Here is a 20429-nt window from a genome sequence, read left to right on the forward strand (position 1 = left end):
AAGGCTGTCATAATAGACGATGTAAAATTATCAATAAAGACCTTAATCTTGATTTTTTGTCACAATGGCACCGCGTTCAACCATTGCATTAAGGGTAACCAACGCACCTTGAGCAATTTGCTCTGCATTAAATTGTGGAGCGTGAGCTAATACCTGTTGGCAAACGTTGTCAAATGTCGCACCTTCACTTACCTCTATGATTGACAATAGCAAAGCTGTCATCGCATTTGTTGCTAAAAACTGCACATCATCATTTTCGTCTCTATATACAACAAAGTAATTAGGCTGAGTTGATGGCTCTTTAGGTATAAACTCTGTGCTGATATTTTGAACCGGAAATTGATAACTTAAATTTCTTGCAGCGTTAGATAAATACAAAGCAGAACTAGTGAGTGCTGTTGTTTGTAATTTTTGCGCTTGCTCATCTTCATGTGCAATCGATACATCTAGCTCTACCCATTCGTAATGAGCAAGCTCTAGCATAAACACGGGGTCGTGTTTTTTCATTTTATAATCACTTGATAAGTAATTAATAAACTCCCCTGCTATATCTAAAAAGTACGGCGAATGACAATCATATTCGCTAAAGAACTGACGTACGAGGGAATGCCATTGTTTGTCTGTGTATAAGGTTTTTAACACCGGAAAACCTGATGATACAAAACCTTCAATATTATTAAAAAATAGATCGCGATAAATGGCCATACGTCTATCTTCAATACCGCTGGGCCGTTTATTTTTTTTAGGCTCGCGAATATGCGCCATAAATTCGTTTTGTATTTCAATAAAGCTCATCACTAGGCACTCTTTTAATGTTTATAAAGGCTTATATTAAGCTCGTTGTTTTGAAACACTTGAATTAAGGTATTTAGCTTGCAGCCCATGAATTATATCCAACTCTTTGGTTAACACATTCATAGTAGGGATATTAAAGTCACGCTCAAGCAAAGTTGGAAACACACCATGTACTTCGTACGCCTTATCAAGTAGCTTCCACACAGGATCAATGACATCTGCGCCATGTGTATCAACTATTAAGTCATCAGCCTCATTGTAGTGCCCTGCAACGTGTCCATAAGCAATACGCTCAGAAGGTAACCCTGTTAAAAATGCTTGCGCGTTATAGCCATGATTTATCGAATTAACGTAAATGTTATTCACATCGAGTAAAAGCTTACAGTCAGCTTGCTCTAAAATAGTATTCGTAAATTCAAGCTCTGATAATTGCTGCCCAGGAGCACCATAATAAGAAACATTTTCTATCGCAATTTGTTGCTCAAGTATATCTTGAACTTGCTTAATACGTGGTACAACGTGTGCTATCGCATCTTGAGTAAACGGAATAGGCATTAAGTCATACATATGGCCCGCGCCAGAGCAGTAACTTAAGTGCTCACTAAAAAATTTTATATTGTGCTCTTTAAAAAAAACTTTTAAAGATTTAACAAATTCAACATCCAGTGGCTCGGGCGAGCCGATAGAAAGTGACAATCCATGGCACACAAAATTATTTGCATCTGTTAATGTTTTAAACTGTTTCTTAAAGCGCCCACCTAATTTTAGCCAATTCTCTGGTGCAACTTCTAAAAAATCTACTTGATTAGGTACGTGTTCAAGCAGCTCATTAAGCATTTCTCGTCGGAGGCCAAGGCCCACCATTCCGAAATCTATACTTTTAGTTTGTGTCATAACTACCTCTAACTTAACAAAAAAGGGCCTTAAGGCCCTTTTAGCATACCTTATTTAAAATAAGATATTAACGGCCACCACATTTACCTTCGCCGCACTTACCTTCTTTTTTACCTTTTGCGTCGCCGCCACATTTACCTTCGCCGCACTTGCCTTCTTTTTTACCTTTTGCATCGCCGCCACATTTACCTTCGCCGCACTTGCCTTCTTTTTTACCTTTGGCATCGCCGCCACATTTGCCTTCGCCGCACTTGCCTTCTTTTTTGCCTTTAGCATCGCCGCCACATTTGCCTTCGCCGCACTTGCCTTCTTTTTTACCTTTTGCATCGCCGCCACATTTACCTTCACCACATTTACCTTCAGCAGCATCTAGTTGATAACCTGTCACTAACTGTTGAAACTCAAATGGGTTAGCTTGTACATCAGCAGATACAAAACTTGCAGAGCCAACAACTACTGCACCTAAAGTTAACGCGATTGTATTTTTTCTAACTGTATTCATTTTATGACTCTCTTTAATCAAGGATTGTAAATCTCAGCAATATAAATGTATTTTTAAATTGCTTGTATGCTTAAGTAGACCCGCACAAAAATAAAAACTTTCAATTATTTTCATAATATTTGCTTTTGCACTTACTTCATTAAATATGGTCGGTAATTACAGATTTATCAATGTAAGATTTACAGGTAAACTATGCGTCCTGTTTTTCTCAGAAATAATCACCTTATGAAACTTGTTTTAGCGCCTATGGAAGGTGTTGTCGATTTTAAAATGCGTCAATTACTCACCGACATCGGTGGGTTCGATTTATGCGTTACCGAGTTTGTAAGAGTGGTTGAAACATGTTTACCCGATAAAGTTTTTCACCGCTATTGCCCTGAATTACATAATAATGGTTTTACGCGAGCAGGAACCCCTGTGCGTATCCAACTACTCGGACAAGAAGCGAACCCTTTAGCAGAAAATGCGATTAGAGCTATAGCATTAGGTTCTCACGGTGTTGATCTTAATTTTGGCTGTCCAGCAAAAACGGTTAACCGTAGTCGAGGCGGGGCTGTGCTGCTTAAAGATCCTGACCACATGTATACGATTATTAAAGCAGTCCGAGACGCTGTAGATGATCAGCATGAAGTTAGTGCAAAAATCCGCTTAGGATTTGATGATGATAGTAACAGCCAAGAAATTGTAGATGCGGTTGTCAGTGCTGGAGCAAATAGCATTGCAATACATGCTCGCACCAAACGTGATGGCTATAATCCGCCTGCTTATTGGGAAAAAATTCCACCAATAACAAAAGATAAAAATATTGCCGTTGTTGCCAATGGTGAAATTTGGCAAGTGGAAGACGCAATGCTTTGCCAAAAACGAAGTGGATGTACTGATTTAATGCTCGGTCGTGGCGCCCTTTCGCACCCTGATTTAGCAAAAAAAATTAAAGCTCATGTAAATAATGAACAATACGATGGACTTGAGTGGGAGCATATTATTTATCACTTAATCCACTCTGCTATCCATCAAGACCCTGCAAAGGATGAAAAATATTTTGCGTCACGTACTAAACAATGGCTTGGTTACCTAAAACGCCAATACCCACAAGCTATCGATTTATTTGATGAAATCAGACGTTTAAAAAGTAAAGAAGATGTGGCAAGCGTATTAAATAAATACGCCAAAGCACCGCAACTTGATTCAAATCATAACAGCTAACTTAAAGCCTATAGATAATATCAGTATAACGTAAAGCCCATTTAATAAGGTTGTACTGATAATGCATCATCAACAAAGACTTAACGATGAAATAGCACAAGTTAAATTAAATATATTAACCATGCTTTCTAAATCAGCCTACCCTGCACATCACCATTTAATACAAATTTTAGCTGATACAGCAAATAATGAATGGTTAGACTGCGCAGCAGAGAAGTTAGGCCCTGAGTATGCACTTTTAATCAGTCGCATGACCAAACTAGAAGCCGCACTAAGTCAAATTGAAATTGGCCAGTATGGCTACTGCTGTGATTGTGAAGAAAAAATATCAGCGAAGTCACTTGAGCAAGACCCTGCAACTCAACGATGTACAAAGTGCGCACAATAAGTGCACTTTCAAATCATTATATAATGTGTTGTATAAAGCTAAATGATTGCCCTGGGTAGAGAATTATATCTTCAACCAAGTACTGAGCCTCTTCTGGACTCATTTGTAGGCGCTTTACAAGGTTCACCTTTGCTTGAGGCAAAGTCCACGCATGATAGTGAATACCTATATCTGATTCCATCATCGCAAGCATCAATGTTTTATCTTTATCAGACATGTCCATATTGCTCGCCATTGCAGGTAAGTCTTGATAGTTAGCCTGCCAATCCAAGCCTTCTATTAATTTTTCATCAGATAAATACTGAACTAAAAACGATTTTTGGTGAGAAGTTGGCAGCTTACTGTCGAATGCAACACGATCTAATACTTTTATTTTTTCGTTTAAAAGAGTAACCCATTCTAACGGTGAATGTACTTCGCCACTAAAGTAATTAAGTTTGCTCTGATACCACTGGGTTCCATTTGGCAGGCCTCTTAGACCAACACTCCCCCTGGGAATGTAACTAGCTAAATAATCGCTAAAAGCCCTTATATGGCTCTTAAGCGTTGGTTGAACGTCGTTAGTGCCTATCGCACTCAATACATAACTTTGTAACAATGCAAGTTCAACTTTATTCAGTTTTAAATTGCTTTGTTTAGCACTGTCTAGCGTTTCTTGGGTTAACTTAAGCCAGGTAATAACATTATCCGGTGTGTTTTTTGTGCCTTCAAAAGCAAGCATGTTCTTTAATACATCTACTTGAGCCGGCCAATTAAAATAGCGCTCAGGAAAACGCTCTGCAATAACCAAGTAATTTACTTGCGCTATTTGATTGAGATTAAGCTCCATGCCCATTAAGTTCTGATAAATACTATGGCGTTTAGCTAAATATGCATCAGAAAAGACCAATTGCTCTTTAGTAATTTTATCTGTTTTATTAGTGCCTGATAGTACAAGCGCCATGTTTAAAGTTTTTAAACCGACTTGTGCATCTTCAAATGACTCGTAAGGTTGAGGCTGCTTTGAACATGCGGCTAAAAATAGGCACAGTAGTAATGAAAAAGAGAGCTTTTTATACATAGTAATTCCAATAAAAAAAGCCCCAGAGGGGCTTTTAAAAAGTTGCTTTAGCTAATAAAAATTAAATTTTAACACCGTTGCGAGCGGCTTTATCTTTAATGTATGTAGCCCAACCCTTTGCAAACTTGCGAGTGCGTGGGTCATCCATGGCTTTAGTAATAGCAGCATGAGCTTGCTTGTACTTGCCTTGGTAATAATATGCTTCAGCTAAATCTGAGTAAATAGTACCCTTTTTATCAGAGCCTAGCTCTAATGCTTTGTTCAAACGAACAACAGCAGCACTAAATTTTTCAGACTGTAAAAGTAATGAGCCTGCTTTGCGGTAAAGCTCAGCGTCCTCATCAAATTTAGCAGCTTCTTCATAATACTTAGCAGCTTTAACGAGATCTTTAGAACGATGGTAATTACTCGCAATCGCGCTAACATTCTGCTTTGTACGTTCTACTTTTTCACTCTTAATGGCCTTTTCTAGCGTTACAGCTGCTTTATAAGGGATTTCATTTAGAGAGTAAAAGTTAGATAAGACTTTATACTCAACTTCATTTTCAAAGTAACCATTCTTGTATGCAACTTCCATAGTTGCTAAACCTTTAGAATAATCTTCAGTTTGTAGGTAATACTTACCTAAGCTAACCCAAGCTTTTTTATCATCAGGCCATACACGAACAATTTCTTCGCCAATTTTAACCATGTTTGCATAATCTTTAAGCTCAAAGTATGCGCCAAGTTTTAATTGGTAAGGGCCTTTGTTAGGCTCTTTTTGAAGTTTTATTGCCTTATCTGCTGGTTCAAAAACATCACGGTATTGCTCTAACTGATAGTTAGCTTGAGCAATACGTGTATAAACCGTAGGGTCCTCTTCACCGGTAAAGTCCATCCAAGCTACATATGCTTTCTTAGCTTCTTGGAACTTTTCTGTACCAGCGTATAAGTCACCTAACAACTTAAGAGTTTGTTCTTGATCAGCAAAGTTTAAAACATCAGGTGCAACAGCTTGCTTAGAGTACTTGATCGCTTCGTCATACTTTTCTTTTTGAGCGTACATGCTACCTAGGTAACGATTTACGGTCGCTTTATCAAAGTCATTCGAAGGCTCAATTTCTCTAAGCAAAACAATTGCTTCATCAACTTTTTCTTCGTTGTACAAATCAAATGCTTTAATTACTTTTTTACCAGTACGCTCGCCCATGATTTTAGTTTTTGCTTTTTTACGCTCTTCAATTTTTGCGTAATCCGGCGCTGCTAAAACAGATGCACTTAAAGTAGCACCCGACACAGACATAAGAATCGCAAGAGCAGTTACTTTAGAAAAATTTCTCATTACTCGCCTCCTTAATTGCCTTGGTTAAGTTTAAAGTCTAATTGAACTTGTAAACCCGGTTGTATTTGAGGTTTTCCGTCAATGATCTTAGGACGGTACTTCCACTTACGCAATGCGCGCTTAGCTTCACGGTCAAAGATACGTTTTGGATCGGCGTCAATTACTTCAACGTCAGTCACTCCACCTAACTCATCAATTGTGAACGAAAGTTGAACCCAACCTTCTTTACCATCACGCGCTGCTTGCGTTGGATATTTTGGTTCTATACGAACGATAGGTGTCGCATCACCATCACGTCCAAATGCACCAGGACCACTTAGTCCACCTGCCGAACTACCAACATCAATGCTTCCCATATTAAATGACATAGCACCAGGTGTTGGACTGTTATTTTCCGGCTGCGGCGGCTGCGGTTTAGGCGGCTGCTTTGGTGGCGGAGGAGGCGGAGGCGGTACACGCTTCCTCTCCTGCACCTTAGATTCAGGCGGATTCGTCATTATTTCGACTATGATCTGCTCTTTTTGTTCCGTATTACGGTCAGCCCCACCAGAGATGAGGAAAGCCATGAAGTAGAACAAGCCGAAAGTAACTGCCCCACCTGCAATCAGTGAAAACAGAAAACGAATCATTACTGATCTCCAGCTATTGAAATTCTCAGGTTATCACCCGTCGCTTTAATCTGGTCCATAACTTTAACCACTACGCCATGTTTTGCTTCTTTATCAGCTTGCAAAATTACAACTTCAGTAGGTTGTTCTGCTAATAAACTTTCGATTTTTGCTGAAATACGTTCAACATCAACCTGCTGTTTATCAATCCAGATTTCGCCGTTACTACGGATAGCAATAAAAATGTTAGCATTTTTTTGCTTAGTAGCTTGGGCCGCTTTAGGTTTATTGACCTCGATACCAGCCTCTTTAACGAACGATGTAGTTACGATAAAGAAAATAAGCATGATAAATACGATGTCAAGCATTGGCGTCATATCAACCGCTGCTTCTTCTTCTTCACGAAAACGTTGTTTACGTGCCATATTTAATTCTCTCTCTAGTGATGAGGCATACTATCAATAAGTTTGGCTTTCACCATTTTAGCTTTTGTCTCAAGACGTGAGCTAAAAAATACTCCAGATAGTGCCGCAACCATTCCAGCCATTGTCGGGATTGTTGCCATTGAAATACCTGATGCCATTAATCGTGCGTTACCTGTACCCTGGTTGGCCATGGTTTCGAAAACCGAGATCATACCAGTAACAGTACCAAGTAAGCCTATTAAAGGACAAACAGCTACTAATGTCTTAATCAACAACATACGCTGATCTAATTTTTCAGACGCTTCAGAAATCCATGCTTCACGGATTCTGTGTGCGTACCAAGACGTAGTGTCTTGGCGGGCATCCCACTTTGCTACAATTTCTTTCGCTGTGCGAGGAAACTCTGCAAGTAAGAACCAATAGCGCTCAATCATTAAAACCCACATCAGAAAGAGTGCTATCGCGACCACGTATAAAACCTGGCCGCCTGTGCCAACAAAATCCCTGATAGATTCCCATATCTCCATCAGGACTAGCATTAGGCTTTCTCCTTCTCCGCGTGAGTAGCAACGATACCCGCGCTTTGCTCATCAAGGATGTGTAATACCGACTTACTACGACCAGCTACTAGAGCATGAAGTAGAATTAGTGGTAATGCAGCAATTAGACCTAGCGCTGTAGTTACAAGTGCTAGAGAGATGTTACCTGCCATGATCTTCGGATCACCCGTACCGAACAATGTGATTGTTTGGAACGTTAAGATCATACCGATTACAGTACCTAGTAGACCTAGTAATGGTGCGATTGCAGCAAGAATCTTGATTATATTGATACCAGCTTCGATGCGTGGCGTTTCACGTAGAATCGCTTCATCAAGTTTAAGCTCAAGGTTTTCAACATCTTGGTTCTTGTTGTCATGGTACACTTTAAGAATACGACCCAGTGGGTTATTTGTATTCGGTGTAGCAACATTTTTAAGTTGGCTCTTAATCTTACTAGTAGTAAGCGTAAGGTCAACAAAGCGAATTAGAGTAATTAGCATACCTAGGCCTAGTAAGGCTGTGATGATATAACCAACTACGCCACCTTGATGGAAGTATTCCATAAGGGTCGCTTTTTGAGTATTGATACGTAAGATAGCACCACGAGTCGGGTCAATATAAACACCAGCGTAGTTATCTGGAGATGTATTTTCAAGCGCTGTGATACCGTCTAGAATGTAACCATCTGGTTGTTTACCTAGAGGCTGGATAGACTTAGTCTCTGGTGAATAAATTAAGTAACCATCGTCTGTAACTAAGTTAAAGTTACCGATACGCGTTACTTTCTTCATTGACGGGTTACCATCAAGGCCAGCAACTTCAGTTTCGAATGTTGAAACTTTAGCTGATTCAGTCATTTCTGTTTGTAGTGAAATCCAAAGTTCTTCTAATTCACGAACAGTTGGAAGTTCTTTAGCAGCAGCTAATGAACGTAATATTTCAGCACGACCTGGCTTTTCAGCACTAACAAGTGATGCTTCGATCGAACCGATAGCGTCTTGAGCTGCACGACGTACAACACCAAACATTTCACCTAAAGTACCTTGTGCACTTTGAAGAGCTTGCTCTTTCTCTGCTAAAGTATTTTCATTTTGTGCATATTGCTTAGCTAAACTAACGCCACGTGCTTTTTCAGAAGCAAGTTGGCTTTTAGCTTTGTTAAGTAATGATTGCTTGTCAGCACGTTCAGATAAGAACTCTTGCTCACGTTGCTTATTAATTTTACCTTCAGAGATACGCTCTTGCTTTACTTGCTCAAGGATTTTATCTAGAGCTCCAGTATTTGCATGTGCATTAAGCGCGGTACCTGCAGAAACAGTTAGTACTGCTGCAACAGCAAAACCTTTAAATAGTTTCTTCATTATTGATTACTCCGCGCCAAAGATAGGTAGTTTAACAAGTTCTAATGTCGCTTGCTTACGCGCCATACGAATAACTTCTTTAACAGGTTTTAGGTATTCTTCACCTAATTCTTTCCACTGTTTAGTGTTGTTATCCCACACCCAAGCATGTTTCAAGTCAAAAGATTGAGCAACGTACGTGATACGACCTAATTGACCGATATCAACGTTAATGCTCTTACCATCAACTTCTAATGTACCTTGTGAAGCAGATACAAGTGAACTGTATGCTGTTTCAATAGTGTAAGCTTCAAGTACTTGACGGAATTTTTCAGACGTCGTTACAGACGCAGAAACCATGATTTCACGTAGTCTTTCAACACGTCCTAAACGCGTTTCAAGATTAAATGGAACGTCCGCTTTGATGAATTGCTCAAGCGTATCGATCATGCGATACATCAAAGGCACAACGTTTTGTTTAGTGTTATCAATAGTAGCGATTTGACGATCAAACGATTCAATAGACGCATTTTGGCTATCAACCAAGCGTGATACATGATCGTTATACACTTTCATAAGTTCAGTCTCATCAACGATGCTACGGTACTCAGCGATTAGCTCTTGAGTTTGACCATATACATTGTCAATTTTAGTTTGAGACTTAACAGCAGCCTTTTGAATTTGTTGACCTGCTTTTTGCACGTCATTCAAAGGATCTGCAATCACATTGCTGCTTGCAAATGCAAATGCGCCAACCAACGCAGTTGCTACAAGACTCTTTCTGATTTTAACAGACATAGTTCCCAACCAATTAAGTAATGTTACTTTTATAATTTAATTATCAACCCATAAGGAAGACAACCCTGATATCTTTTAATAGATATCAACCTTCCAATAATGCTAAATGCAATAAGCGCTGTCAACTTGATGTTTGCTTATCTCAGTAAATAAATAGCCGGTTCAAAGCTTACACTAAAGGACTGCATACCAAATGTTAACAATATTGTAACCAGTCTTATTCTTAATATTTCTATCAAAGCCTTTTAAGGGGTATGTTTATTGGGTGTCGCCCTTATAAAAACAACAAAAATGCAACATTCAATTGAAAATGAATTCGCCCTGAAAAAAAACAAAAAAAAATATACTTATTTCTCATATAAGTTTTTTTTTGGCCAACTTTATGCCTTTTTAACTGGTTTTAAACGCTTCATCTGAAAAAACAAACCGTTTATCGCACAAGAAAACATCACAAAATGCCTTTATATTGAATTAATATTCACTTCGAATATCGCATATTAATATTTCCATTACCCAATATTAATGGAGAGTAAAGTGGTTGGTTACAAACCAAATGATGCACAGTGTGCAATTAGTTATTAATTTATTACTCTCAGAAGTTGTCCAAATATTTGAATTTATCTTTTGCTGGGCATGTATCAGGGATGGCTAATTTTAGGAACAAGCTTTCAATGAAATACTATACTCCAATCTGAGCAGCTTGAAGTTGTTACTACAATCAACGTTAGTCACCTATCTTGAATATGATCTATTTAATTCAATTACAATTTTTATGGTAGGCTCTGTGAAAACTATATCATTTCACCTCGTTACATAGCTCGCTACTATGCTTTAAGGTAGTCTTATAATAACTAAAAGCTGTTGAAGTTTAATTTTTTAATTTTAATATCGTAGCCCAATCACACACAGCAATGCTTACTGTAGTGCCGTTATGCTCATAAAGGCGATAACAATGCATAAATGCCAAATACATTCTATTCAAAGGGTCTTGCTAGAGGTAATTGACTCTTTGTTGTATAAATAGATAAGGGCTGAAAGTAGGACATGAAGCTTTACTTGTTCGATTTATGATAAAAGTCTGCTTAGAAATGGGGTCAATTTAACGCCAAGAAAATTGCATAATAGCAATTCGCTTAATTAAGTGTTCTATTTTGATATAAGAAAATCGTGTCGACAAAAAGAATAAACTTCAAATAGGTTAAATGGTTATTTTATTCGTTGAATTGATAAAGTGCTTATGTAGATCGATATGACTATAAGGAATGTAAGGCTTTAGCCACTAACGAGAGCATTAGATAAAAAATCGTGTCGCAAAAAAATCTCTAAGAATAAAATTTAACTCAGAAAAATAATAAACTTTAATAGCAAAAAGATAATCCTGTCATTTAATACACGTGGTATTTAATACACGTGGTATTTCGCTTGACGACTTGATCAACCAAATGCTCAAAGAATATTGCTAATTGAACAATAAAGATGCATTTAGCAAATGTCAGCGCTTTAAAATTAATTAATTTAAGTATGCAGTGTAATAATTGATAGCTTTATAGGAGATAGTGAGGAAGATTTAATAGTATTAACAAAGGAATTATGGTGAAACAGATAACTGTTTCACCACGTTGAACGAAGGTTCACATAATAAATTATGCTGCTTCTACGTTCTCAGCTTCAGGGCCTTTTTGACCTTGCTTGATGCTGAATGTCACTGCTTGACCTTCGCTAAGAGTGCGAAAACCAGAACCAGTGATTGCGCTGAAATGTACAAACACGTCAGGACCATTTTCTTGTTCAATGAAACCAAAGCCTTTAGCTTCGTTGAAAAACTTTACTTTACCAGTAACCGACATACTAAATTTTCCTGTAAGTCAATAATTAAAATTCAGCCATATTATTATGGCAATATCCTCCCCGAGTCAATGCCCACAAAATGGAGGTATAGTACAGGAAGAAGTAATAACCTAACCGGTAACCTTAAACGCAGCACAATATCCGTAAATTCAATACGCAAAAACTCAAAGCAAGTTAAGATTAACACATTATTTTTTATTTCGCTCTATTAATTAGACATTATTTATTAAAAATATATTTTTTTATTAAATAATGTCTAAACGGCTAATTTTAATACAAAAAAATACTATTCGGTTACTCTTTTTAGAATCAGTCGCGTATTTTAAATGCGAAATATTTGATCAAAACAAAAATTGTACAATGATCAGCGCAAGTAAAAATCACATAATAATTTATAAAGTTTAAGCTGATTTACTGAATGATTAACTCACTTCCCATTCAATCATGTCTTCGGCTTTAATGGGAACAACTTGCGAATCACCTAGCGAATAGCTAGCGGGAACTCTCCAAGGATTTCTTTGTAGTGATATTGTATCTTGATTACGCATAACACCATAAAAATCAGGACCAAAGTGACTAGCAAAACCTTCTAATTTATCCAGTGCACCAGCTTCTTCAAATGCCTCGGCGTATAATTCAATCGCAGCGTGAGCTGTGTATGCCCCAGCACAACCGCAAGCAGCTTCTTTTTTGTCTTTATAATGCGGAGCCGAATCAGTTCCTAAAAAGAATTTTTTATTGCCACTTATTGCTGCAGCCATTAATGCTTGTTGGTGTGTATTACGTTTTAATATTGGTAAACAGTAATAATGGGGACGTATCCCCCCTGCTAACATATGATTACGATTATAAAGTAAATGATGAGCTGTAATAGTAGCCGCTACATTATCCGGTGCATTTACTACGAACTCTACCGCATCTTTCGTTGTAATATGCTCTAGTACAATTTTAAGTTCAGGGAAATCGCTAACAACATCACCTAAAATTGTATCTAAAAATACCTTTTCTCGATCAAAAATATCTATCGACGAATCAGTAACTTCACCGTGAACCAATAAAAGCATCCCCACTTCTTGCATTGCTTTTAGTACTGAGTAAATATTTTTAACGGAAGTCACACCAGAGTCAGAATTTGTTGTAGCGCCTGCTGGGTAAAGTTTAGCCGCAACTATTTTACCTGTTTCTTTAGCTTTTTTAATTTCTTCAGGTGTTGTTTTATCAGTAAGATACAAAACCATTAATGGCTCAAAATCACCTTGAGGACCTGCCGCCATAATACGTGCACGGTATTCAAGTGCTGTATCAGTACATGTTGCCGGAGGAACCAAGTTAGGCATAATAATCGCACGACCCATATAACGACTAATATCGCGAACGGTATCTTTTAGCTGATCGCCATCACGTAAGTGTACATGCCAGTCATCTGGTCGAGTTATAGTGAGTGTTGTGATTGCATCTTTAGTTTTACTAATCATTTTTTTATTCCACGGCTGAATTTATCCGATCATAGGCATAGGAGGTTTTCGAGTAAAGACCTTATTAAAAATAATGGAGTCAGCTCTACTATTAAATAAAACTTTACAGCTCATAAAAAGCATTCATCGTTTTATTTTGTAGAAAGATAAAGTTTACGTTAACTTAGTTGCTGTGTTTATAAATATAAAGAATAAAATTAGCTGCCTATGTCGAACAAAGTCGATACCAATGAAGCTCTGGAAATAAAAACTGAACAGCTTAGTATCATTAATCAGTTTTCATCTAGTTTATTACAGCTTGATACTCTAGAAGAGTTACTAGAATACGTAACAACTCAAGTCGTTAATAGACTTGGCTTTGTTGATTGTGTTATTTACCTTGCCGATGACTCAGCTTCTATATTAAACCAAGTTGCATCTATGGGGATCCCCCATCAACGCTACAAATATAGAGCGCAACGAAAGGTAATACAGTTTAGTGAGGGAATTTCGGGCTTTGTTGCACGCACCGGTGAAGCAGTGATGCTTGGTGATGTAAGTACTGATAGCCGCTATATAGCAGATGAACGCCCTGCTCAGTCAGAATTATGTGTTCCTCTTATATATAAAGAGCAAATTTTAGGGGTAATTGATTGTGAACATCCCATTAAGAACTATTTTACTAATGCGCATCTTGAAATACTCACCACTGTCGCACATTTACTTAGTGCCAAAATAAACCAAGTTAATACAGTCAATAATTTACAACAAACTGTTGAGCAATTAAATAATGCGCAAAAGCTTGAAAATAGTCTTTTGCAAATAGCTAACTTAACTTATAAAGCCAGTGACCTAGATACTTTTTTTGAATCTCTTCACGCTATAATTAATAGCTTGTTACGTGCAGATAATTTTTTTATTGCACTTTACGATAAACAAGTAGATATACTCGACATTGTCTACATTGTTGAAGAGGGTATTCAAACAAGCACCCATCAAAAATTTTCAAAAGAGCAACTTAAAGACACTGCCTCATATTATTTACTACAAAAAGATCAGCCATTACTTTTTACAAAAAAAGATTACAAACAACAAATAGCAGATGGCCACTTCAAAATGATAGGCCGACAATCCGAGTCTTGGTTGGGCGTACCATTTAAAGCAAATGAACGTATCAGTGGTGTTATTGTTGTTCAAAGTTATGATAAGTCTTTACATTACAGTGAGCATGACAGCTCATTATTAACGTACGTGAGCCGTCAAATTAGCATGGCAATAGATAGGCAACTTGCTCGCCAGGAGCTTGAGCACCGTGCTTTACACGATGAATTAACTGGACTAGCTAATCGTTCACTATTAATAGAACGTGCGAAGCACGCTATATTAAGACTAACACGTGCCAAAAAAGGCACCAGCCATGCGTTGTTATATTTAGATTTTGACCGATTTAAGAGTATTAATGATTCTCTAGGCCATGAAGTTGGTGACCACTTCTTAATTCGAATATGTGAATTAATTAAAGCCACCGTTCGTAATACCGATACCTTTGCCCGTTTAGGTGGCGATGAGTTTGCTATTTTCATGGAAAATATTACGCATCGGAACCAAGTCAACGAAGCGCTTAAACGGATTCAAACTGTACTTTCAAAACCAATCGATGTTGATGGTCATTTATTACAAGCTTCAACCAGTATCGGTATTGCATATAGTGATAATATAAATGATAAAGCTTATATATTACTTCAACAAGCTGACGCTGCTATGTACGAGGCTAAATCGACAGGTCGTGGGCAAGTTAAGTTTTTTAATAATACCATGCGTAAAAAGCTCAAGACTCATGCTGATATCGAAAACGATTTGCAACACGGTATTGAGCACAACGAATTTGAACTCTATTTTCAACCAATTTTTACCATCGCTGAAAGTGAAGTCATTGGTTTTGAAGCCTTAGTTCGTTGGCATCACCCTAAAAAAGGCTTTGTTTCACCGAATGACTTTATTCCTATTGCTGAAACCACTGGGCAGATTATAAACCTTGATTTGCACTTGCTCGATTTAGCTGCCCAACAAATTTCAGACTGGCACCAGCAAGGTCATCGATTCTTAAAAATTACAGTTAATGTATCATCTCGGCATTTTGCTAGTCTTGATTTTGTTGCGCAAATTCATGCTATTTACAACAAATATCAATTGCCTTTGGGTTCTTTATGCCTAGAAATTACAGAATCAGGTTTAATAGAGAATTTAGATCTAGCAACGCAAATTATAGAAGGCCTATCCCCTCTAAAAGTTAAGCTCTGTTTAGATGATTTTGGCACTGGATACTCTGCATTAGGCTATTTACATCAACTTCCGATTCATGTTTTAAAAATTGATAAGAGTTTTATTGACCACCTTCAAGATTCAACTAACCCGTTGGTTGAGGCTATTTTATCTCTGGCGCAATCATTAAAATTTGCTGTCGTAGCTGAAGGGATAGAGACTGTAGAACAACTAACTATATTACAATCGACGCAATGCGATTTTGGGCAAGGATTTTTGAAATCAAAACCTGTCAGCGCAAACGAAGCCATATTATTAATAAATAACCCCCTATAATATAGCCGATTTTACTCTTTGTTAATCGGTTTTACTTATTCTTACATGGATGTAAGCCTCTAAAGTAACGCAGAAGTAGTTATCGAGCTCACTATACACTTCACACCACGATTAAATCATCCTTAGATAACCTGAACTATGGATAATAAATCTATCTCGAGCAGTTATTTTCGACGCTAAAAATTACGTCCAGTTAAAATATATAATATTTTTCCTTCCTTTGATTCAACATGAAGCAAACTCATATAAAACTTGTAAAGTCAGTATTAAATGACTTCTATCATTAGAAATTTAAATTTTTAATAAATTTATGACAATAAACAGCAAAACTTTAGCCATCTAGACGTTGAAACGTTTTTTATATAGGCGTAGTATGTAATTAATCTGAGCTAAACTCACTTTTTCCATGAGAATTTTTAAAGATGATTGGTATTAAACATTTAAAAACCATAGCAACCCTAAAAGAAACAGGATCTTTGGTTAATACAGCACGAGAATTATTTTTAACACAGTCTGCTTTATCTCATCAAATCAAAGATTTAGAGAATAAATTAGATTGCCAATTATTCGAACGTAAAACTCAGCCAGTCCGCTTCACGCCCCAAGGAATGTTATTACTTGAGTTAGCTCACGAAATATTACCAAAAATGGAAGCGACTAAATGCCGTTTAAAAGAAAGCTTAAACCAGCCTATTTCTCAACTGCGTTTAAGTGTGGAATGCCATGCATGTTTTCATTGGTTATTGCCTACGATCAAAGAATTTAATAACTTTTGGCCTGATATAAAAATTGATTACGAGCGTGGTTTTAGTTATGACGCTATTCCTGACCTACTGAACGATGAACTCGACTTAGTTTTGACGTCTGATATACGTGAACCCGACACATTAGAATACGCGCACTTGTTTGATTTTAAACTGAAGCTTATTGTGGCGCCTGATCATGAACTTGCTAAAAAAGCATATGTAACAGCGCTTGATTTGAAAAACGAAACCATTATTTCATACCCTATCCCGCGCGAACGCCAAGATATTTTTAAATACTTTATTCAAAATGCACGTTTCGATGGCACCTTAAAAACAGTTGATCAAGGACTCCTTATTTTTCAATTAGTGAGTGCTGGTATGGGTGTTGCTGCATTACCTGATTGGCTAGTTACCCCTTATGAAAGCCAAGGTTTAATAAAGTCCATCCCGCTAGGTGCGCTTGGGCTTACTCGGCCGATGTACTTAGCAATGAAAAAAGATATGAAAGATAACCCTGTTTATCGCCATTTTTTAAATACCTGTAAGCTAAATAACGGTCGATAAATCTCAATCTAATGAGTAACATAAAGCAATACTCTTGTTTTTATGTTGCTTATTATGTTTGTTATTAAAAAAATGATTGGTGGTTTACTTATGCCACTACCTCTATTTGGTTTATTTGCGTGTCTAATGCTCCTACTCGCATTTAAAGGCCGTAAATCAGCTCTCTTCTTATCTACTTTAAGCTTAATTGTATTACTTGTATTGAGTACACCCTTTATCGCCAATTTAATTATCCAAAATAATGAACCTGCGTCGCTTGCATTTAATGCCCTAAAGCACCCTAAAATAGACAAAATAGTCGTGCTAGGTTGCGACATAAACCCAAATTCGGCTTTAAGTTCAAATAATCAATTAGGTAATTGTGCGCTAACGCGCTTAGTCGAAGGTGTAAAACTTGCCAAGTACTACCCTAATGCAGAGCTTATAGTTTCAGGCGGGGGCTATCAAAATACCACTAATAGCGGGCTTATGTATCAAACAGCGGTGAGTTTAGGAATTAATAAAAGCCGTATATTCCAAAACCCAAAAGCAATGGATACCGGTGAAGAAGCTAAGTTACTCGCATCAAAATTAGTCGACTTTAAAGTTGCACTAGTAACATCTGTACTGCACATGCCCCGTGCCAAAGACTTATTTAATGCTCAAGGCATTAAAGTCATAACCGCAGCCACTGATTACCATAATTTTGCAGCGCTGCCGTGGAGCAAGCAGTTTATTCCAAATGCTCAAGCCTTACTTGTGGTTACGCAATATAGTCACGAAGTAGTAGGAAATACATGGATAAGTTTGCGCCGCTGGATAGATCCAGAGGCGCTGTAACTTATATAATCCTAACCTGAACTCTGGACAATAAAATCTATTTCAACCAAAGTTCAGGTTAGCTAATAGATAGCCTAGTTAAACTGGGTTATCTATATCTATAAATATCACCTCAAAACCATGCTCTTGCACTAATAACTCACCCAAAGCTTTTACACCATAGCGCTCTGTTGCATGATGCCCTGCTGCAAAAAAATCAATATTTTGCTCACGAGAGCTATGAATTGTTTGCTCTGATGCCTCACCGGTTAAATACGCGTCAATACCTTGCTCTGCAGCTAAATCAATATACCCTTGCCCTCCACCGGTGCACAGTGCAATAGTTTCAATTTTAGCTGAGCGTACTAAGCTTGTGAGTGGGGCCCGATTAAGTACTTTTGCTATTTTATTTGCAAAATCTTCACCATTTAGAGGAGTTTTTAAACGTCCTTTCATTGCTACGCTATTTGTAACTGGCTCAAGCCCAGCCTCTATTTCAATATCTAATAACTTTGCCAGTTGCGCGTTATTGCCTATTGCCGGGTGAATATCGAGTGGTAAGTGATAGCCAAATAAATTAATATCATTAGCTAGTAGCGCGCCTATACGACGCTTTTTCATTCCCGTTATAGGTTGGGATTCCCCCTTCCAAAAAAAACCATGGTGAACCAAAATAGCATCTGCTTGTTGCTCTATAGCAGCATCTATTAATGCTTGACTCGCGGTTACACCCGTCACAATTTTTTTAATTTCATTTTTACCTTCAACTTGTAAGCCATTTGGGCAAAAGTCTTTAATTAAATGAGGCTTTAAAATGTCATTTAGGAGTTGGTTAAATTCTCTACGTTGCATATAACTTACCTTACTTTGCACTGAATTTTGTGCAAATTTTGGCGTTTATAGGTTTAAAATGGAAGGAAAATCGCAAAAAATTGAAAAACTGTTTTAAAATAGGTATAAATACGTCTTCTTTATCTGTGTTCACAACGTATAGGGTCTCTGATGAGCAAACTAGACAAAACAGAAGTGTTATCTGCCTTTGAATCAGCGTACGAAGCTGCCAATGGTAAAAAACCTGAAATCACAACTAAACCTGGCTGGTACAGCATCGATGGCGGTAAAAACTTACGCCTAGCTGATTTAGTAGAGCTAACTGAAGAATTAAGCTCTGGTAAAACGACACCCAAAGCGCCTGCTAAAAAAACTAAAACCAAAGCGGCTGCGCCTGTAAAAGCACAGAAAAAAGCCCCATTCACTGTTGTTACCGAAAATGAAGAAGGCTACACAGCGGAAGAGCTTTGGATTGTAATTTTAGCTCGTAAAGATCATGATTGTCGCTTACCGCGCGGTGTTGTTTAATCAACATTTATGATTTTTAAAAGAAACCGCGTTAAGCGGTTTTTTTATGCCTACTATTTACCGAGAAAGCCAGTAACCATTTTGCAGCAAAGCCACAAATAACAATAAACATAGTCCCGGCTAATACAGGCATAATCAAAAAGTCCCAACTCTGCCCTGATGCAATAATCAGAATAGGATTAGCACCTGCCGCCGGATGTACTGTTTTAGTGAGCATCATTAGTGTAATTGCAATACCAACAGCCAATGCAATTGATGCACTGCCATCGCCAACATAAGTTACAAAAACGATACCCACAAATGCAGTTAAAAGATGACCAAAAATCACATTTTTTGGCTGTGCTAATGGGCTATTTGGAATACCAAATACAAGTACTGCTGTTGCACCAAAGGGTGCCATTAACCATATCCCATAATCACCCATGTTGTTCAACCACGCTAGAAATCCAAGCACAAGCGCTGAAAAAACACCGGCAACACAGGCTAATTTGATATCACTTAAATTCATTTTAATCTCTTACATCAAAAGTAGACCGACTTGTCTACATGCACAGAGTAGACAAGTCAGTCTACTTGTGTCAACCTTTGTTTTTGAGGAGACTAAATGACTAAACAAGAACATATTGTAAATACGGCACTTACTTTGTTTTACACCAAAGGCTTACATGCTGTTGGCATTAATGAAATTTTAGCAGAATCTAACGTGGCAAAAAAAACACTTTATAATCATTTTGCCAGTAAAGATGAGTTAATTTGCGCGTGCTTAACCAAAAGAGATACACAGTTTAATAGCTGGTTTGAAGAGATCTGCAATAAACCACTAGCTATTGAAGTCGCTATTTCGTTATTTGCTGGGTTAAAACTATGGTTTGCCAACCAAGTACCAAAGCTTGGGCATTTCAATGGCTGTTTTTTTATAAATGCTGCAGCAGAGTATCCTAATGCTCAACACCCTATAGCAAAGCAATGTATGCAACATAAACAAACCATATTAGACATCATTTTAACTGCATTACTTGCTACACCCGAACTCAAAAATAATAAAGTTAAAGCGCTAGAAATTGCACATACCTTACTTACTCTCAAAGAGGGATTAATATGCCAAGCACGTGTAATGCATAACCAATCTCTCGTTATGCCAAGTATTACTTTGCTAAAACACATAACACAAAGCTAAAAAAAG

The 20429-nt window shown here is 37.6% G+C and carries 21 protein-coding genes; 7 read left to right on the forward strand and 14 right to left on the reverse strand.

Annotated features, from left to right (window positions below):
• Positions 1–42: 42 nt before the first annotated feature.
• The 3 genes from DO88_RS17780 to DO88_RS17770 all read right to left on the reverse strand — a co-directional run bounded on the left by DO88_RS17780 (position 43) and on the right by DO88_RS17770 (position 2191).
• A complete protein-coding gene (locus DO88_RS17780) occupies positions 43–795 on the reverse strand; it encodes an HvfC family RiPP maturation protein (RefSeq protein ID WP_033037755.1) in 753 nt (250 codons plus the stop codon).
• 36 nt (positions 796–831) lie between these two features.
• A complete protein-coding gene (locus tag DO88_RS17775; protein ID WP_033016272.1) occupies positions 832–1689 on the reverse strand; it encodes an HvfB family MNIO-type RiPP peptide maturase in 858 nt (285 codons plus the stop codon).
• Positions 1690–1756: 67 nt separating this feature from the next.
• Complete coding sequence (locus tag DO88_RS17770; protein ID WP_007375865.1) at positions 1757–2191, reverse strand: HvfA family oxazolone/thioamide-modified RiPP metallophore; 435 nt, start codon at positions 2189–2191, stop codon at positions 1757–1759.
• Between the two features lie 225 nt (positions 2192–2416).
• Here DO88_RS17770 and DO88_RS17765 point away from each other — a divergent pair, with 225 nt between their 5' ends.
• Positions 2417–3397, forward strand: a complete 981-nt coding sequence (locus tag DO88_RS17765; protein WP_008138430.1) for a tRNA-dihydrouridine synthase — start codon at positions 2417–2419, stop codon at positions 3395–3397.
• Positions 3398–3458: 61 nt separating this feature from the next.
• Positions 3459–3785, forward strand: a complete 327-nt coding sequence (locus DO88_RS17760; RefSeq protein WP_033037756.1) for a TraR/DksA family transcriptional regulator — start codon at positions 3459–3461, stop codon at positions 3783–3785.
• A gap of 16 nt (positions 3786–3801) precedes the next feature.
• On the opposite strand, the gene DO88_RS17755 is transcribed toward DO88_RS17760, so the two are convergent.
• From DO88_RS17755 to pyrC, 9 genes are all read right to left on the reverse strand, one after another.
• Complete coding sequence (locus DO88_RS17755; protein WP_033037758.1) at positions 3802–4845, reverse strand: hypothetical protein; 1044 nt, start codon at positions 4843–4845, stop codon at positions 3802–3804.
• Between the two features lie 61 nt (positions 4846–4906).
• Positions 4907–6166, reverse strand: coding sequence for a tetratricopeptide repeat protein (locus DO88_RS17750; protein ID WP_033037760.1), 1260 nt, complete (start codon positions 6164–6166; stop codon positions 4907–4909).
• An 11-nt stretch (positions 6167–6177) separates the two neighbouring features.
• On the reverse strand, positions 6178–6795 hold the full coding sequence (locus DO88_RS17745; protein WP_033016273.1) for an energy transducer TonB: 618 nt from the start codon (positions 6793–6795) through the stop codon (positions 6178–6180).
• Positions 6795–7199 carry an ExbD/TolR family protein gene (locus DO88_RS17740; protein WP_002961710.1) on the reverse strand — a complete coding sequence of 135 codons (405 nt, stop codon included), beginning with the start codon at positions 7197–7199 and terminating at the stop codon, positions 6795–6797. Before DO88_RS17740 ends, DO88_RS17745 begins: the two co-directional genes overlap by 1 nt.
• 14 nt (positions 7200–7213) lie before the next feature.
• Positions 7214–7738: a MotA/TolQ/ExbB proton channel family protein gene (locus tag DO88_RS17735; protein WP_002961709.1), complete on the reverse strand. Its 525-nt coding sequence runs from the start codon at positions 7736–7738 to the stop codon at positions 7214–7216.
• Positions 7738–9102: a MotA/TolQ/ExbB proton channel family protein gene (locus DO88_RS17730; protein WP_033037762.1), complete on the reverse strand. Its 1365-nt coding sequence runs from the start codon at positions 9100–9102 to the stop codon at positions 7738–7740. The genes DO88_RS17735 and DO88_RS17730 overlap by 1 nt, the downstream gene beginning before the upstream one ends.
• Positions 9103–9108: 6 nt before the next feature.
• Complete coding sequence (locus DO88_RS17725) at positions 9109–9879, reverse strand: DUF3450 domain-containing protein (protein WP_033016274.1); 771 nt, start codon at positions 9877–9879, stop codon at positions 9109–9111.
• Positions 9880–11522: 1643 nt separating this feature from the next.
• Positions 11523–11726 (reverse strand): cold-shock protein, encoded by a 204-nt coding sequence (locus DO88_RS17720; RefSeq protein WP_002961702.1) that lies wholly within the window; start codon positions 11724–11726, stop codon positions 11523–11525.
• 423 nt (positions 11727–12149) lie between these two features.
• Entirely contained in the window at positions 12150–13202 is a 1053-nt protein-coding gene (gene pyrC, locus DO88_RS17715) for a dihydroorotase (protein WP_033037764.1), read from the reverse strand.
• A 207-nt stretch (positions 13203–13409) separates the two neighbouring features.
• Here pyrC and DO88_RS17710 point away from each other — a divergent pair, with 207 nt between their 5' ends.
• The 3 genes from DO88_RS17710 to DO88_RS17700 all read left to right on the forward strand — a co-directional run bounded on the left by DO88_RS17710 (position 13410) and on the right by DO88_RS17700 (position 17908).
• Positions 13410–15779 carry an EAL domain-containing protein gene (locus tag DO88_RS17710; protein ID WP_007375876.1) on the forward strand — a complete coding sequence of 790 codons (2370 nt, stop codon included), beginning with the start codon at positions 13410–13412 and terminating at the stop codon, positions 15777–15779.
• 422 nt (positions 15780–16201) lie between these two features.
• Positions 16202–17089: a LysR family transcriptional regulator gene (locus DO88_RS17705; RefSeq protein WP_007375877.1), complete on the forward strand. Its 888-nt coding sequence runs from the start codon at positions 16202–16204 to the stop codon at positions 17087–17089.
• Between the two features lie 54 nt (positions 17090–17143).
• Complete coding sequence (locus DO88_RS17700; protein ID WP_198022389.1) at positions 17144–17908, forward strand: YdcF family protein; 765 nt, start codon at positions 17144–17146, stop codon at positions 17906–17908.
• A 78-nt stretch (positions 17909–17986) separates the two neighbouring features.
• Here DO88_RS17700 and DO88_RS17695 read toward each other — a convergent pair whose 3' ends face one another.
• On the reverse strand, positions 17987–18739 hold the full coding sequence (locus DO88_RS17695; protein WP_007375879.1) for a Nif3-like dinuclear metal center hexameric protein: 753 nt from the start codon (positions 18737–18739) through the stop codon (positions 17987–17989).
• Between the two features lie 150 nt (positions 18740–18889).
• Here DO88_RS17695 and DO88_RS17690 point away from each other — a divergent pair, with 150 nt between their 5' ends.
• Positions 18890–19246, forward strand: a complete 357-nt coding sequence (locus DO88_RS17690) for a hypothetical protein (RefSeq protein WP_007375880.1) — start codon at positions 18890–18892, stop codon at positions 19244–19246.
• Positions 19247–19277: 31 nt separating this feature from the next.
• Here the strand turns inward: DO88_RS17690 and DO88_RS17685 are convergent, their stop codons facing one another.
• Positions 19278–19754, reverse strand: a complete 477-nt coding sequence (locus DO88_RS17685; protein ID WP_007375881.1) for an HPP family protein — start codon at positions 19752–19754, stop codon at positions 19278–19280.
• Between the two features lie 96 nt (positions 19755–19850).
• On the opposite strand from DO88_RS17685, the gene DO88_RS17680 reads away from it, so the two are divergent.
• Complete coding sequence (locus DO88_RS17680; RefSeq protein WP_007375882.1) at positions 19851–20423, forward strand: TetR/AcrR family transcriptional regulator; 573 nt, start codon at positions 19851–19853, stop codon at positions 20421–20423.
• Positions 20424–20429: the final 6 nt, after the last annotated feature.

This window comes from Pseudoalteromonas sp. S3431 (assembly GCF_000690035.1).
Classification (GTDB): Bacteria; Pseudomonadota; Gammaproteobacteria; order Enterobacterales; family Alteromonadaceae; genus Pseudoalteromonas; species Pseudoalteromonas fuliginea.